Here is a 15,040-nt window from a genome sequence, read left to right on the forward strand (position 1 = left end):
GCACCGGAGGCAGCCTGGGGGGGCGCGGAGCGTCAACGGCCCTGCGGGCCTATCGTGCCGAGCGCCGCGTCCCGCGTCATGACCGTGGCGTACTTCTGCTCCATGTCGAACAGATTCGCTTCATGGGGAGCCAGCGCCCGGTCGCCCACGCAGTCCGATACCACCAGGGGCCGGAAGCCATACTGCATGGCGTCCACCACGCTGGCGCGCACGCACCCGCTGGTGACGGCGCCCGCCACCAGCAGCGTCTGCACGCCGCGCTGGGCCAGCCAGGCGGCCAGGCCGGTGCCGAAGAACGCCGACGGCACCGTCTTGCGCACGATCAGTTCGCCGGCGCGCGGCGTCAGGTCCGGCACGATGGCGCTGCGGGCGTCATGTTCCTTCAGCGTCAGCATGCCGGGCACTTTCAAGGTGAAGATGTTCGCATCGGCGCCATCGTCGGCGAAGACGATGCGCGTGTGCGCCACCGGCCAGCCCTGCTCGCGCGCGTGGGCCAGCAGCGGCACCGTATTGGCGATGGCCTGCGCGATGTTGCCGCCGCCGAACACGGCCGGATCGGCGAAACCGTTGACCAGATCGACGATCAAGAGGCCGAAGGGAGGCCGCGGCGCCATGGCGGCGCCGAAGCCCTGTCGTTCATACACTTGTGCCTGGCTTTCCATTCTGTCTTCCTTGCAGTGTCGCCATCCCGCGTTGCGGCGCGCCGGTCGGTTCGACGGCGGTGCGCGCTCCGCCTCGCGCCGCCCTATCTCTCGTTGACCACCTTGCCGTCCCGCACGACTTCCTGCCCATCCAGCCGCACGGTGCAGCGGCGCAGCGGAATGTCGATATGGCAGGCGGTGGTACGGGATCCGCCCGCTTCGTTGTTCGGGCCCAGCGAAAACAGGAAGTTGCCCTCGTAGGCGCGCGCGTCCATGCCCAGTGTCGCTTCGCGGTCGTAGAGCGACAGCGTGCTCCAATGGGCGCGCGGCTGCAGGCCCCAGCCGATGTGCGAAATCGCGTAGGCTTCCGGATCGTTGAAGCTTTCCATGTAGGTCCGCAGCAGCTCGGCGTCCACCCCGCCTTCTATAGCCGTGGCATAGCCGTTTTCCACCGTCAGGACCACCGGCTCGGTGACATACGACTTCTGCGGCAGCAGGATGTCGCCACGGTCGATCACAATGGTGCCGTTGGCGCCGCCTTCGTTGGGGAACGTCAGCACGAAGCCGCTGGGCCAGTGGTCCCAGCGTCCGGGCTCGTCCACGAAGCCGTACTCGCTGATGACGGGGAACTCGCCCAGCGGCAGATTCAGCTCGGTGCCGGCCGCGGAAGCCACCGTCATCTCGCGGGATTCCTGGATGCGGGCCGCAGCGGCCTTCACGCGCGCACGATCCGCCTCGGTGGGAACCAACCGGGTCAAGACCTCGGGCGGCTCGACCGCCAGCAGGATTTTGGTTCCGCCCTGCAGGATGTCGTGCTGCTCTGGCGAGAACAGCAGCGTCATCAGGTCCAGCACCAGGTCGCTGGCCTTCAGGGCCGCCATGGCCGCCCGGTTTCCGGTCAGCGGCGTGGTACCCAGGTAGGCCAGCGAATCGCGGCTGAGCGCCTTGTCCCCATTGACCGGCGGCAGGTCCAGCCGGTTCACCACCGCGCCCATGTCCTGGCAGGCGATCAAAGCCGTCGAAAGCGTCTGCAGATGCGTTGCAGCGCCGGTCAGAATGGTGACCGTCTGCCCGGCCTTCAACCGGGACAATTCCAGCACCTGTTTCCAGGCACGTATCATTTCATAGTCGCTGACTGGCATGGTTTGCTCCTTGGAGTCGGACGTCCCTATTCCGGCAGGCGCGCACCCAGGAAGTCGCCGAAGGCGCGGTAGAAGCCGGGCTCGTTGTCCCACGGGATCATGTGACCGGCGTCGGCCACGCGGACATGCTGCGTACCTGGCTTGAGCGCCTGGATCTCCGCCACATCCTCGTCGCCAACCACGTCGCCGCGCGCGGCCGTTACCAGCAACAGCGGGACTTGCACCGCCTGCAGGTTGGCATGGATATCCTGGGTATGGAATTCCTCGAAACTCTGGCGTATGGCGCGCTCGTCGCAGGTGTGCAGCCACTGCGCGCGCAGCCGCAGTTGCTCCTCCGTCCAGGTCGGGCAGAAGCGCCGCATTTCCTCGACGCCCATGCCGTGGCGCGCCTGCGCGATCGAATCGACATACCAGGGCAACTGCGACGGGTACGGCCGCCGGCCGGGACCGGACACCGGCGGATCGACCGCGACGACGCGCGCCAGCCCGGCGGGATGCCGGCTGGCCGCACGTATGGCGATGCGTCCGCCCATTGAATGGCCGACGAGGCTATAGCGCTCCAGGCCGAGCGCGCGGGCCAGCGCGATGACGTCTTCCGCCTGCGCATCCAGGCCGTAATCCAGGTCGGCGCCGGCCTGCGACAGCCCGCGGCCGCGCACGTCCAGCACATAGGTATCGAAAACCTGGCCGAACCGCTCGCCGACGTATCCCCAGGTGACCGCCGGGCTGGTGATGCCCGGCACGATGAGCACGGGGTCCTTGCCCGGCTGTTCGCCGCCGTAGCGCAGGTAATGCTGCCGGATGCCGTTGGCATGGACGTTGGCGCCGTACCGGAACGTACTGGCAGGTGAACCGGCCGTCTGGGAATTCATCGTGTTCGACCTCGCTGCATGAAGGAATGTGTGGCGGGGGCTGCTCGCTGCCCCCGCCATGATCCATGCCCGACCGGGCGGCGGTCAATATGCGCCGGACAAGAGCGCGCCGGCGCCCGGGACGACGGGATCCAGCTTCAGCGCTTTCAGCATGGCGTACGTGGTGGCGACCGCGGCCGTGATGACGGGCTTGCCCGTCATGGCCTCCACCTGGGCGATCACCGGCAGCGAAGGCATCTGGACGCAGGCCGACAGCACGATGGCGTCCACCTTGGACGTGTCCATCTCGGCGACGATGGCCGGCAGCCGGGACGGGTCATGGCGCCCGACTTCCAGGTTGTCCGGGATTTCCAGGGCGCGCCAGTCCACCACCTCGTAGCCTTCGTTGCGGATGTAGTCCACGACCAGCTCGGTCAGCGGCTTCATATAGGGGGCGACCACGGCGATGCGGCGCGCGCCGATCACCTTCAGGCCGTCGATCAGCGCACCGGCGCTCGTGATCACGGGTGCGTCCGCGCCGTTCCTGGCGGTATGCGCCTGCAAGCGGCTTTCGGATTGCCGGTGGTAGCCGTGTCCCATCGCCATGATGGCGACCAGGCAGGCATATCCCAGCACATCCACGCGCGCGTCGCTGAGTTCCACCGCGCAGCGGTCGGACTCCGCATCCATGGCGGCCAGTTCTTCCTTCACCACCTTCTTCATCCGCATGCGGCTGGAATGGAAGGTGAAACGCTCGGGCCGGATCTGCTGGCGCGCCAGCAGCATCGCCGGAATCTCCGTTTCCATGGTCGTGTTCGAACTCGGCACGATCTGGCCGATGCGGTAAGGGCGTTGCATGGTGGCTCCTCCGATGTGCTGCGCGGTCGTAGTGTGGATCAAAGCTTGAACAGCCGGCGCGCGTTGCCGTGACACACCATTTCGCGGGTCTGCGCGTCCATGGGCGCCTCTTCGATGAAGCGCGCGGCGGTGGCGGTGGACTCGTACGGATAGTCCACCGAGAACATTACGGCCTCCGGCCCCATCTCGGCAATCGCCCCCATCAGCGCATGAGGTGAACATACACCGGATGTGGTGATCACGATATTGCTGCCTATGTACTCCGACGGCGCACGCTGCAGCGTGATGCCATGGGAGTAGACCGCGAAGCGGCTGTCGAAGCGCCAGCGCTGGAACGGCAGCCCTTCGCCCATATGTCCCAGTATCAGCTTCAGGCGCGGAAAGCGGTCGAACACGCCGCCGAACAGCAGGCGCAGCGCGTGCGACGCCGTTTCCACGCCCCAGCCCCATGACGCGCCGACGAGCTCCGGGTGTCCGGTATAGGCGTGGGGTATCACGTAGGGATCGACCGGGTGCAGGTACATCGGCACGTCCAGGTCCTGCATGCGCTCCCAGAAGGCATCGTAGGCCGGATCGTCGTAATAACGGCCATTGGTGTGCCCGTTGACCAGCGAACCCTTGAAGCCGTAGTGCCTGACACAGCGTTCCAGTTCGTCCGCCGCGGTCTTCGGATCGTGCATCGGCAGCACCGCGAAGCCGCCATAGCGCTTGGGATGGCGTTCGACCTGGCTGGCGAGGAAATCGTTGTTCTGGCGGGCGCGGCTGAGCGCCACGGCGGCATCCGGCTCCGCCTGGACCCCGGGGCCGGTCTGCGACAGGATGACGTAGTCGATGCCCGCCTCGTCCATTTCGCGCAGCCGCACTTCGTCGAAATCCTCCAGGCGCTTGGCAAGATCGGCGAACACGGCGGGATCGATATGCTGCGAAAAGCTCTTGGTGTAATCCTTGAAACCGACCGCGGTGTAATGCTCCTCAAAGGCGATCTTGCGCACTTTGGCTGCCATTGCCGTGCTCCTCATGTATAGGGTTCGCCGCGCCGGGACGCCCCGACCTGGTCATCAGCGTACTGAATATAGATTCGGATCTTGCCCTTGGATACGCGAGCCCGCGGCAAGTCGTGGGGCACGCCGGCCCGGCCGGCGCGATACGTCAGTATACTGAAGTTATAGTCAGCGTACTGACAAACTAGGGAAATCCTGGATATGGATCCGCGCTGCGCCGCGCAGGAATCAAAAGGCGCGCAGTTGCGCGCGCCCGTATTGGTTATTGGCTTCCACCAGCGTGGACAGCAGCTTCATGAATACCTGGCGGTTACGCGGCGACAGCGGTTCCAACAGCCGCTGCTGCGCGCGCGCCATGCCGGTCTGCAGCAAGCCCATGATGCGCAGGCCTTCTTCGGTGATGACCGCCTGGCGCGACCGCTTGTCGTTGGGGTTGACGCGGCGCTGGACCAGGCCACGCTCCTGCAGGCGCTTGATGACGTCGGCCGTCGTGGTGCGATCCAGTCCCAACTCCATCCCGAGAGCGGTCTGGTCCATCCATGGACTGAGCGATAACGCGGTCAATACGCCATACTGAACCGGCGTGATGTTCTGCGTCTTGCACTCCTCGAAGAACATCGCATAGTGGATCTGGTTCAGCCGTCGCACCAGGTAACCGGGGCGCGCGAACAGTACTTGTTTTGCCGGCGCGAAGACCGTGTCGTCCGCCGCTGACGCGGCCGGAGCGCGTCGCCTTCTTGTCGTCTTGCTGTCCGCGTCTGCCATAGGAAATGACTGCGTGGTGGCCCGTAAAGTCGTTAGTACACTGAATATTACACCATCGTCCCCGGGCCGCGACGCGGGCCTGCCCTGCGGTGGCACCCCGCGCACGGCACGGCGCTGGCCTCAGGGCTGCGTGACCTTGCCGAGCGCGACATCCATGATCAAACGCGCGGCCAGGTACATGCGCGGCACGATGGTGTCCACTTCGATGTACTCGGCGGAATTGGAATGCGCGCCGAATCCGTTGACGCCCATGCCCTCGATGACGGGGCCGCGCGCCTTCAGGGCAGCAAAGGCCGCGTCCGTCCCGCCACCGGTTGCCCTGTCGAGCACATTGAGCGACATGCCCAGTTCCTGGTAAATGCTGGCGCCGTGTGCGGCCAGCGCGCGCGACGCCGGCGTGGCCTCCAGCGGAGGACGGCGTACCTCGAACTTCAGGCTGACCTTGGATTCGGGCAGCAGCTTGTTCTGCACGCGTTGCTGCAGGGATTTCTCCAGGTTGTCGAAGTCCGCGACCCGCAAGGCGCGCGCGTCGGCCTGGGCTGTCGCATTGCCCGGGATGACATTGCGGTTGGTGCCCGCCTGGGCCATCGTCCAGTTCAGCTTCAACCCGCTGTCCGGCTGCGATAGGTCGTCCATTTGCAGTACCTGGTGCGCCAGTTCGTACAGCGCGTTCACGCCGCCTTCGGGACGGCTGCCCGCGTGCGAGGTCCGGCCTTCGACCGTCAGGTAGGCCGCGCCGATGCCGCTGGTGGCCAGGCGCAGGTCGCCCTTCGTGCCGCCGCTTTCGAAAGAGAACACCGCGTCCTGGTCCGCGCCCAGCCGGGTGATCGTGCTGCGCGCGCCAGGGGAGCTGATTTCCTCGTCGCCGTTGATGAGCACGGTAAGCGTGCCGAATTCCTGGAAGCCGAGCTTCTGCAGCAGGGCGACGGTATGGATGATGGTGGCCACGCCTTGCTTGTCATCGGAGATACCCAGCCCGTAGGCGCGCTTGCCCTCCACCCGGAACGGCTGGTCTTTCAGCATGCCGTTCCTATAGACCGTATCCATATGGGCGATCAGCATGATTTTCTTGCTGCCCTTGCCCTTGAATTCCGCGTGGACCATGGGTCCCACCACGTCGGGCGTGTCGCCCATGCGGAAGACATCGGTGGGCTTGATCACCTGCACCGACCCGCCGAGGGCCTTCAGGCGCTCCGCCACCAGCGCGGCGATTTGCTCGACGCCTTCGACGTCGCGGCTACCGGATTCGATGCCGACCAGGTCGCGCAGGGTATCGAGCATGGGTTGCTGCTGGGCCCTGGCCTGCTCAAGGACTTCCGGCACGGGCGCGGGCGCGGCCTGCGCTGCCGAGCCCCCCAATGCAATGAAGACGAGCAAGGCGCGCGCAAGACCGCGGCGGCAGCGGGACATGGCTTGTGGCATGGCGTTCTCCTCCTTGTGGTCGATCGATCATAGAGCACGCCGGCGCTTAGTGGACGATGCCGCCGCAACGGTGCTAATCTGCACGCATATTCCAACATTCGTTATTCGATTCCCAAATATTAGGAATAAGCATATGCCCGAAACCGCGGGTTCGGCCCTGTCCGGAATCACCGTCATCGAAATCTGCAATGTCGCCGCGGGTCCCTTTTGCGGCATGCTGCTGGCCGACATGGGCGCCGATGTCATCAAGATCGAACATCCCGAAGGCGGCGATACCCTGCGCAGCTGGCCGCCGATTTCGGACGGCTATAGCGAGAACTTCGCTTCTTTGAACCGCAACAAACGTTCGGTCACCCTGAACCTGAAGGACGCCGGGGACCTGGAGCTGGCCCGCCGGCTCATCGCGGGGGCGGATGTGCTGCTGGAGAACAATCGCCCCGGCGTGATGGATCGCCTTGGATTGGGGTATGCCGACATGCGCGCCCGCAATCCGCGGCTGCTCTACTGCTCGATCTCGGCCTACGGACAGTCGGGCCCGCGCGCCCAGGAAGGCGGTTTCGACCTCACCATACAGGCCATGAGCGGCCTCATGAGCGTCACCGGCGAAGCCGGCGGCGCCCCGGTCAAATGCGGCGTGCCGGTGGCCGATTTCTCCGCGGGGCTGTATGCGGCCTTCAGTATCGCCAGCGCCCTGCGCACCGTGCAGGCCAGCGGGCAAGGTTCGCATATCGATGTCTCCATGCTGGGCGCCACGCTCGGCATCGCCGCCTTGCAGACCTCCGAGTTCTTCGGCAGCGGCCGCGACCCGGCCAAGCTGGGGTCCGCCCATCCGCGCAATGCGCCGTACCAGGCCTTTCGGTGCCGCGACGGCTATTTCGGCATGGCGGCCGGCAACAACGCGCTGTGGAAAAGCGTGTGCGCGGTGGTCGGCCGGGATGCCTGGTACGCCGACCCGCGCTTTGCCAATACGGGGCTGCGCGCGCGCAACCAGGACGTACTGCGCGACATGCTGGAGGAAATCTTCATGAGCGAGGACGCCTCCCACTGGCTGGCGCGGTTCCGCCAGGCCGGCGTGCCCTGCGCGCCCATCAATTCATATTCCGAAGTGCTGGAAGATCCGCAGGTCGCGCACATGGGTTGGGTGCAACCCGTGCAGTTGCCCAATGGCGTGAAGACCCGCACCTTCGGCATGCCGGTACGCTTCGACGGCCAGGCTTGCGCCATTCGCCAGCGACCGCCGGCGCTGGGCGAACACAACGACGACGTGCTGGCTCCCTTGCGCGCGGCCGCGCCTGCTCCGGAGACCGCCAAATGAGCGAACTCGTGCGGGTGCGCCAGCAGGACGGGGTATGCCACATCACCCTCGACCGGCCACACAAGATGAACGCGCTGTCGGCCGACATGGTGGAGGCCTTGCTGGCCGCGCTGCAGCAGGCGCACCGGGATGATGCGCAGGCCATCGTGCTGGAAGGCGAAGGCCGCAACTTCAGCGCGGGCTTCGACTTTTCGGACCTGGAGGCGCAGTCCGAGGGCGATCTGCTGCTGCGTTTCGTGCGCATCGAAACGCTGCTGCAGGCGCTGCGCGATTCGCCCTGCCTGACGATAGGCCTGGCCCATGGCCGCAACTTCGGCGCGGGGGTGGACCTGTTCGCCGCGTGCCGCGTGCGCTATGCGGAGAGCGACGCCAGCTTCCGCATGCCCGGCCTGAAATTCGGGCTGGTGCTGGGCACCCGCCACTTCGCCTCCCTGGTCGGCGTGCAGGCGGCGCGGGCGCTGCTGGAAACGGCGGCCACCTTCGACGCCGCGCACGCCCAGGAAATCGGTTTCGTGCACGCCGTCTGCGCGCGCGCCGAATGGCCGGCGCGCTGCGAGCAGGCCGCGCTGCGCGCGCGTCAATTGCCGTCCGCCAGCCGCGCCCTGCTGTACGACGCGCTGGCCGGGCATACCGCCGACGAGGACCTGGCGCGGCTGGTGCGTTCGGCCGCCGCGCCGGGCCTGAAGCAGCGGATCGCCGCCTATATGCAGGCGCCGCAGGGATAGCCGCCGCCCGACGCGCGCGCATGGGCGCGATGGACCACGATCGACAAGGAGACTACGCACATGGCATCCGGGTTCAATGAGACACAGAAACAGATCCCCCTGGCGGAATTGGCCGCGCTGATCCCCGACGGGGCCTCGGTGGCGCTGGGCGGCAGCTTCCTGCATCGCGGGCCGTTCGCGCTGGTACGCGAACTGATCCGCCAGGGCCGCCGCGACCTGGAACTCATCAAGCAGTCGCCGGGCTACGACGTCGACATCCTGTGCCGCGCCGGCGTGCTGCGGCGGATACGTGCGGGCATCGTCGCCATGGAAGGCAATTTCGGCCTGGCGCCCAGCTATCGCAAGGCCATCGAACAGGGTCGCGTGGCGCTGGAGGAACACGCGTGCGCCACCCTGACGGCGGGCCTGCGCGCCGCGGCCTATGGCGTGCCGTTCATGCCCTGCGGCGGCCTGCACGGCAGCGACCTGCCGGAACTCAACGGCTGGCGCTGCCTGGACGATCCGTATGGGAGCGGGACCAAGACCTGGGTGATCCCCGCCATCCGCCCCGACTTCGCCGTCATACACGCCAGCGAGGTCGATGCGCTGGGCAACGTGCGCGTCCGCGGCACCTACCACTGGGATCGCATCATGAGCCGCGCATCGGGCAGCGTGCTGGTGGTGGCCGAACGCATGGTCGACAGCGCGGTGTTCGAGCGCGAGCCGGAAGCCACCGTGGTGCCCTACTTCATGGTGCAGGCGCTGTCCATCGTGCCGCAAGGCGCCTGGCCCGGCTCCTGCTGGCCCGACTACGCCATCGACTATCCGGCCGTGGAGCGGTACATGGATACCGAGCGCCACCTCGACGCCCACATGGGCGAGGCGCCGGAACTGCGGGAGGCGGCCCATGCCTGAATCCTGGTCGCCCTTCTCCTACATCGTCGTCAACCTGGCGCGGTTCATACGCCCGAACGAGATCACCTTCAGCGGCGTGAACTCCACCTTCCCCATGCTGGCCTGCCTCCTGGCCAAGCAGGCGTATGACTGGAACTTCGTTTACATCAACGTGGCGGGCGGCGTCGACCCGCGTCCGTCGCACGTGCCCCTGTCCAGTTCGGATCCCGTGCTGGCGGAGCATTCGGCCTCCATCTTCGCCAACGAGGACTTCTACGACCTGTGCACACGCGGCCGGATGGACCTGACCTTCCTGGGCGCCGCGCAGATAGACGGCCGGGGCTGCGCGAACAACTCCTGCATCGGCGACTGGCACCGGCCCAAGGTGCGCCTGCCCGGTGGAGGCGGCGGCGCGGTCATGCTGCCGACCGCCCGCCGCGCCTGCACCTGGCGCACCGAGCATTCGACGCGCGCCTTCGTCGAGAAGCTCGACTTCACCACCTCCTGGGGCGGCTTCCATGGCGTGGTTACGCCCATCGCCGTGTTCGTCAAGCGCGACGACCGGCTGGCCTTGCAATCCTGGCACCCCGAGGCGAGCCTGGACGAAGTGCGTGCCCGGACGGGATTCGATTTCGACGCTGCGGATGCCACGCCCACGGCCTTGCCGACGGCCCGCGAAATCGACGCCTTGCTGACCCTCGATCCAGCCGGCCAGTTCGAGCGCGACGCCGCCGTGCGCCTGCGCTAGCGACATAAGGGGAAACGGCATGCCGAACGAATCCGCCAACCTCCTCACCGCGCTGCGCCGGCGCTGGACCGATCCGTCGTGCGCCGCCCGGCCGGCGCTGGTCGACGCGGCCGGGACGCTGGCCTACGGCGAGATGGCCGACACGGTGGCCCGCACGGCCGGCTGGCTGCGGCACCAGGGCGTGCACCGGGGCGACTTCGTCGGCCTTGCCATGGCGCGTTCCAGGGACCAGGTGCTGGCCATTCTCGGGGCACTGGCCGCGGGCGCCTGCCCTTGCCCGCTGGAACCGCGGCTATCGGAAGAGGAAACGCGGCGCCGCATCGCCGCCGTTGGCATGCGCTGGCTGGTGCACGATGACGCGCACGGCGCTACGGCCGCGGCCAGCGGCCTGCCGAGCGATGCGCAGTTGGACTGGCGCGGAAGTGACGGCAGCGCAGATCCGGTCTGGGACGATGCCGTGGCGCCCGACGATCCGGCCCTGCTGCTTTTCACGTCGGGCAGCACGGGGCATCCCAAAGGGGTGTTGATCAATCACCGCGGCCTGCTTTGCAACGCCCGCGGCGTGGCGTCGCATACCGGGCTGCGGCCCGATGACCGCCTGCTGCACGTCATGCCGCTGCACCACACCAACGCGATCAATAACCAGTTGCTCGCGCCGTTCCTGGCCGGTGCCTGCGTGGCGCTGGGCGGACGTTTCCGTGCGGAAGACATGCCCGGCCTGCTGGACCGGTACGCGCCCACCATTATTACGGGTGTGCCAACCATGTATGCGCGCATGATCGAGCTGCGCTTCGACGCCGCCAGCCTGGCGCGGTTGCGCTTCGCCCGCTGCGGCTCGGCGCCCATTACCGAGTCGCTGCATCGGCGCATCGAGGACTTCCTGGGTTGCCCGCTGGTCGTTTCCTATGGCTTGTCCGAAGCCACCTGCACGTCGACCATGAATCCGCCCCACGCGCGCCGCATAGGCACGGTGGGCACCGTACTGCCGGGGCAGCGCGTATTCCTGCGCCGGCTGGACGGCGGTCTCGCGCCGCCCGGCGCCGAAGGCGAAATCTGTATCGCCGGCGATAACCTGATGACGGGCTATGTCGGCACGGCGGATCCCGCCGCACTGGATGGCGTCCTGCGCACGGGCGACCTGGGCCGCTTCGACGAGGACGGCTATCTGTCCATCACCGGGCGCATCAAGGACGTCATCATCCGTGGCGGCGAGAACATCTCGCCATCGCTTATCGAACGCGCGCTGGCTGCCGTGCCGGGCGTAGCCGCCTGCGCCGTCGTGGGCGGCCCGCACGCCGACCTGGGGGAAGTGCCGGTGGCCTTCGTCGTCGGCCGCAACGGCGACGCGCCGGACGAAACCCGGCTGCGCGCCGAGATGCTGCGCAGCCTGGGACGCATTTATGTACCGGACCGCTTTATCGCGGTGGCGGCGCTACCGGAGAACGCGGTGGGCAAGGTGGACCGCAACGCGCTGGCGGCGCAATTGCGCGCGCAGGCGGGAGGCTGACGGCGCGGTCCCGCCGGATCGCCGTCACGCCGCCTGCCGCCCGCAGGTACCGCGAAGGAATTGCAGGACCGTAACGCCGCATGCCGACATGCGGTGCACATAAAGCGCCCGGGGGCAGCGGCCGGGTCACTGAAGGAGACACATCATGCATCGTCATTGGCGCGCGCTCGCAAGCGCATTGCTGTTATCCCTGTGCTCGGCCACCGCCTGGGCGCAGTCCTGGCCCGCGCGGCCCATCAAGCTGGTCGTCCCCTTCCCGCCTGGCGGCGCCAGCGACGCGGCGGGCCGAATCTACGCCCAGTACCTCACGGACAAACTGGGCCAGACCGTAGTGGTGGAAAACCGGGCAGGCGCGGGCGGCGAGATCGGCGCCGACCATGTCGCCAAATCGGCCCCCGACGGCTACACCCTGCTGCTGGGCGCCCTGGGCAGCCATTCCATCCACGCCGCCCTGGGCGAGAGCCCGTACGATCTTTCCAAGGCATTCGTGGGGGTCTCCATGGCCGCGACCGTGCCCATGGTGGTGGCGGTCAACACGCGGGTTCCCGCCAAATCCATCGAGGAACTGATCGCGCTGGCGCGGCAGAAGCCCGGCCAGCTCACCTTCGGCTCGGCCGGCCCCGGCACGCCGCAGCAGATGGCGGTGGAACTGTTCAAGGCCGACACCAGGACCAACCTGATGCATGTGCCGTACAAGGGCAGCGGTCCATCGGTGGCCGCGTTGCTGGGCGGCCAGGTCGACATGGTGTTCGAAACACTGCCGGCGCTGCAAGGCAATATCAACGGCGGGCGCATCAGGGTGCTGGCTGTGACCAGCGCCACGCGTTCACACAGCCTGCCGGACCTGCCGACCCTGCAGGAAGAAGGCGTGCGCGGCTACGACGTCACGAACGCCTATGCCGTCCTGGCGCCCGCCGGTACGCCGCAAGCGGTCGTCGATAAACTGGCCGGCGCCATGCGTGAAGTGGGCGCCATGCAGGAGGTGCAGCAGAAATTCCGCCAGCAAGGAGCCGAAGCGGTAACGACGACACCCACCGAGACCACCCGCATGCTGCAGGCCGAACTCAAGAAGTGGACGGCGGTGGTGCGGCAGGCCGACGCGAAGGAGATGGCGAAGAAGTAAGCGAGAATTCGCTGGTCTCCCGGGCCAGCGCTGCGACCGCGGCGGCCAGCGGATCGATCAGGTCGCGCTTGTGCAGCGCCACGAACTCGACCGGGGGCAAAGCTGGTCGCGTTTCGATGACCCGCAGTTGCCCCGCATCCACGGCGTGCTGGCAGGATCGTCGCGGCAGCAGGCTGATGCCCAGGCCGGCCAGCGTCAGGTCTGCCAGCACCCGCACGTTGCTGCACGACACCACCGGCTGGTACGCCGCGTTCCCCGCGCGGAACCAATCGTCGATGACGGGATAGTGATGCGAGGCTTCCGACAAGCCGAGGATAGGCCACTGCGCCAGTTCGACGGGCGTCAAGGCGCGCCGGGGCACCGGCAGCGCCGCCGGCGCCATCCACACGAACTGGTCATAGCCCAGCGACACGCATTCCAGGCCGGCGCCCCTTACCGGCCCGGTCACGATGGACACATCGAGTTCTCCGGCCCCCAGCTTGTCCACCAGCGGCGTGGTCAAGGCCACTTCCAGCTGTACCGCGACGCCGGGAAAACGCTCGCGCAGCGCGCCCATCAGGCGCGGCAGCCATGTCATGGCGACCAGGCCGGCGACACCGATGCGTACTACCCCCGCGGCCGCGCGCGTATCGCCGATCTCCCGGGCGATATCGGCGGCCAGGCCGACCATCTCGCGTGCACGCGCCAGCAAGGCCCGGCCGCGCGGCGTCAAGGTGGCGCGATGGCCGCTGCGGTCGAACAGGGCCACGCCCAGGCCCGCTTCCAGTTCCCGCATCCGCGCGGAGATCGTGGACTGGGTGGTATGCATGGCTTGCGCCGCGCCGGCGAAGCTGCCGGTTTCCACAATCCTTATGAAGGTTTCCAGTTGCTTGACGTGCATTGCGCGCTCCCGGGCAGCCGACCGCCGCGGGATACGGGCGGGGCCGGCGGAGCATCGTATTATGCGATGAAGTTCAATAAAAATAAATCGCTTTCATCGATCGACATGCCGTCCTAGACTGGCCATCATCAACCGTGCGCCGCACGGCCGACACCGGGAGGAAGACATGGGCGCCATCGAACGCATCCTAGACGAACATCACGACCGTGCCATACAGGTGCGCGACACGCCTTTCGACGAGCCGGTCGTATGGCGCCGCGACACGCTGGCGCCGGAGGACGGGCTGGAGAGGATCGATGGCGCCGCGCGCAAGGAACTGGACGAACTGGTCGAGACGCTGCGCCACAATCCCCTGCCCCTGGCGATGCTGCAGGTCGAGGATTTCGAGCTGACGGCGTGCCGCGCGATGATGAAGCGCGTGCGCGCCACGCTGGAGCACGGTGTCGGCTTCGCGATCATCGATCGCCTGCCCATGGACGACTACAGCGTCGACGAGGCCCGCGCCGTATATTGGCTGCTGGCGCAGCTGGTATCGCGCCCCGTGGCCCAGAGCTGGGACGGCAAGGTCATCTACGACGTGCGCGACCTGGGCAAGCCGCCCGGTAATGGCGTGCGTCCCGACATCACCAACGCGGAACAGAATTTCCACACCGACAACAGCTACAACCTCTACCCGCCGGACTACGTCGGCCTGCTGTGCGTGCGGCCCGCCATGGAGGGCGGCATCAGCAGCATCGTCAGCTTTTATTCCGTCTACAACGAGATGCTGGCCCGGCACCCGGAACTGGTCGAGCGCCTGTACCAGCCGTATCTGTTCGACCGCCAGCGCGAGCACGCGCCCGGCGACCCGCGCCTCCTCAGCCATCCCCTTTTCCAGACCCGCGATGGCCGTACGCTATGCCGGCTGTCCCACCGGCATGTGGTCACGGGCTACACCATGGCGGGGCAGGAAATGGACGAGCGCGGCAAGCAGGCCCTGCACGCGCTGGAATCCATCATGATGGAACCCCGCTTCGCGCGCGAATTTTTCTTCGAGGCCGGCCAGATCCAGATCGTGGACAACACCCGGCTCGGCCACCGGCGCACGGCCTTCGTCGATTACCCGGAGGAAGACCGCAAACGGCATCTAGTGCGATTGTGGTTGCGCAACCATGGGCGCCGCTTCTACAACGGCTAGCGCAGGCGGGCG

General features: G+C 67.2%; 15 protein-coding genes. 7 read left to right on the top strand and 8 right to left on the bottom strand.

The window, feature by feature from the left end:
- Nucleotides 1-32 precede the first annotated feature (32 nt).
- From BAU07_RS14185 to BAU07_RS14215, 7 genes are all read right to left on the bottom strand, one after another.
- The gene (locus BAU07_RS14185; RefSeq protein WP_066658879.1) at nucleotides 33-662 is read right to left on the bottom strand and encodes an isochorismatase family protein; all 630 of its coding nucleotides are present in this window, start codon (nucleotides 660-662) and stop codon (nucleotides 33-35) included.
- Between the two features lie 83 nt (nucleotides 663-745).
- Nucleotides 746-1,783: a 2,5-dihydroxypyridine 5,6-dioxygenase NicX family protein gene (locus BAU07_RS14190; protein WP_066658880.1), complete on the bottom strand. Its 1,038-nt coding sequence runs from the start codon at nucleotides 1,781-1,783 to the stop codon at nucleotides 746-748.
- Between the two features lie 26 nt (nucleotides 1,784-1,809).
- Complete coding sequence (locus tag BAU07_RS14195) at nucleotides 1,810-2,655, bottom strand: alpha/beta fold hydrolase (RefSeq protein WP_066658881.1); 846 nt, start codon at nucleotides 2,653-2,655, stop codon at nucleotides 1,810-1,812.
- Nucleotides 2,656-2,739: 84 nt separating this feature from the next.
- Nucleotides 2,740-3,492 carry a maleate cis-trans isomerase family protein gene (locus BAU07_RS14200; RefSeq protein WP_066658882.1) on the bottom strand — a complete coding sequence of 251 codons (753 nt, stop codon included), beginning with the start codon at nucleotides 3,490-3,492 and terminating at the stop codon, nucleotides 2,740-2,742.
- Between the two features lie 38 nt (nucleotides 3,493-3,530).
- On the bottom strand, nucleotides 3,531-4,496 hold the full coding sequence (locus BAU07_RS14205; RefSeq protein ID WP_066658883.1) for an amidohydrolase family protein: 966 nt from the start codon (nucleotides 4,494-4,496) through the stop codon (nucleotides 3,531-3,533).
- Nucleotides 4,497-4,721: 225 nt separating this feature from the next.
- Nucleotides 4,722-5,258 (bottom strand): MarR family winged helix-turn-helix transcriptional regulator, encoded by a 537-nt coding sequence (locus BAU07_RS14210; RefSeq protein WP_066658884.1) that lies wholly within the window; start codon nucleotides 5,256-5,258, stop codon nucleotides 4,722-4,724.
- A 120-nt stretch (nucleotides 5,259-5,378) separates the two neighbouring features.
- Nucleotides 5,379-6,680, bottom strand: a complete 1,302-nt coding sequence (locus BAU07_RS14215; RefSeq protein ID WP_066658885.1) for a M20/M25/M40 family metallo-hydrolase — start codon at nucleotides 6,678-6,680, stop codon at nucleotides 5,379-5,381.
- 133 nt (nucleotides 6,681-6,813) lie between these two features.
- Here BAU07_RS14215 and BAU07_RS14220 point away from each other — a divergent pair, with 133 nt between their 5' ends.
- The 6 genes from BAU07_RS14220 to BAU07_RS14245 all read left to right on the top strand — a co-directional run bounded on the left by BAU07_RS14220 (nucleotide 6,814) and on the right by BAU07_RS14245 (nucleotide 12,971).
- Complete coding sequence (locus BAU07_RS14220) at nucleotides 6,814-7,995, top strand: CaiB/BaiF CoA transferase family protein (RefSeq protein WP_066658890.1); 1,182 nt, start codon at nucleotides 6,814-6,816, stop codon at nucleotides 7,993-7,995.
- The gene (locus BAU07_RS14225) at nucleotides 7,992-8,720 is read left to right on the top strand and encodes an enoyl-CoA hydratase/isomerase family protein (RefSeq protein ID WP_066658891.1); all 729 of its coding nucleotides are present in this window, start codon (nucleotides 7,992-7,994) and stop codon (nucleotides 8,718-8,720) included. Before BAU07_RS14220 ends, BAU07_RS14225 begins: the two co-directional genes overlap by 4 nt.
- 60 nt (nucleotides 8,721-8,780) lie before the next feature.
- A complete protein-coding gene (locus BAU07_RS14230) occupies nucleotides 8,781-9,614 on the top strand; it encodes a CoA transferase subunit A (protein WP_066658892.1) in 834 nt (277 codons plus the stop codon).
- Entirely contained in the window at nucleotides 9,607-10,341 is a 735-nt protein-coding gene (locus BAU07_RS14235) for a CoA-transferase subunit beta (protein ID WP_066658894.1), read from the top strand. The genes BAU07_RS14230 and BAU07_RS14235 overlap by 8 nt, the downstream gene beginning before the upstream one ends.
- A 19-nt stretch (nucleotides 10,342-10,360) precedes the next feature.
- On the top strand, nucleotides 10,361-11,848 hold the full coding sequence (locus BAU07_RS14240) for a class I adenylate-forming enzyme family protein (RefSeq protein ID WP_066658895.1): 1,488 nt from the start codon (nucleotides 10,361-10,363) through the stop codon (nucleotides 11,846-11,848).
- Nucleotides 11,849-11,993: 145 nt separating this feature from the next.
- On the top strand, nucleotides 11,994-12,971 hold the full coding sequence (locus tag BAU07_RS14245) for a Bug family tripartite tricarboxylate transporter substrate binding protein (RefSeq protein WP_066658896.1): 978 nt from the start codon (nucleotides 11,994-11,996) through the stop codon (nucleotides 12,969-12,971).
- Here the strand turns inward: BAU07_RS14245 and BAU07_RS14250 are convergent.
- A complete protein-coding gene (locus BAU07_RS14250) occupies nucleotides 12,913-13,851 on the bottom strand; it encodes a LysR family transcriptional regulator (protein ID WP_066658897.1) in 939 nt (312 codons plus the stop codon). The genes BAU07_RS14245 and BAU07_RS14250 overlap by 59 nt on opposite strands.
- Nucleotides 13,852-14,017: 166 nt before the next feature.
- On the opposite strand from BAU07_RS14250, the gene BAU07_RS14255 reads away from it, so the two are divergent.
- The gene (locus BAU07_RS14255) at nucleotides 14,018-15,028 is read left to right on the top strand and encodes a TauD/TfdA family dioxygenase (RefSeq protein ID WP_066658898.1); all 1,011 of its coding nucleotides are present in this window, start codon (nucleotides 14,018-14,020) and stop codon (nucleotides 15,026-15,028) included.
- Nucleotides 15,029-15,040: the final 12 nt, after the last annotated feature.

The organism is Bordetella flabilis (assembly GCF_001676725.1).
Lineage (GTDB): Bacteria > Pseudomonadota > Gammaproteobacteria > Burkholderiales > Burkholderiaceae_B > Bordetella_C > Bordetella_C flabilis.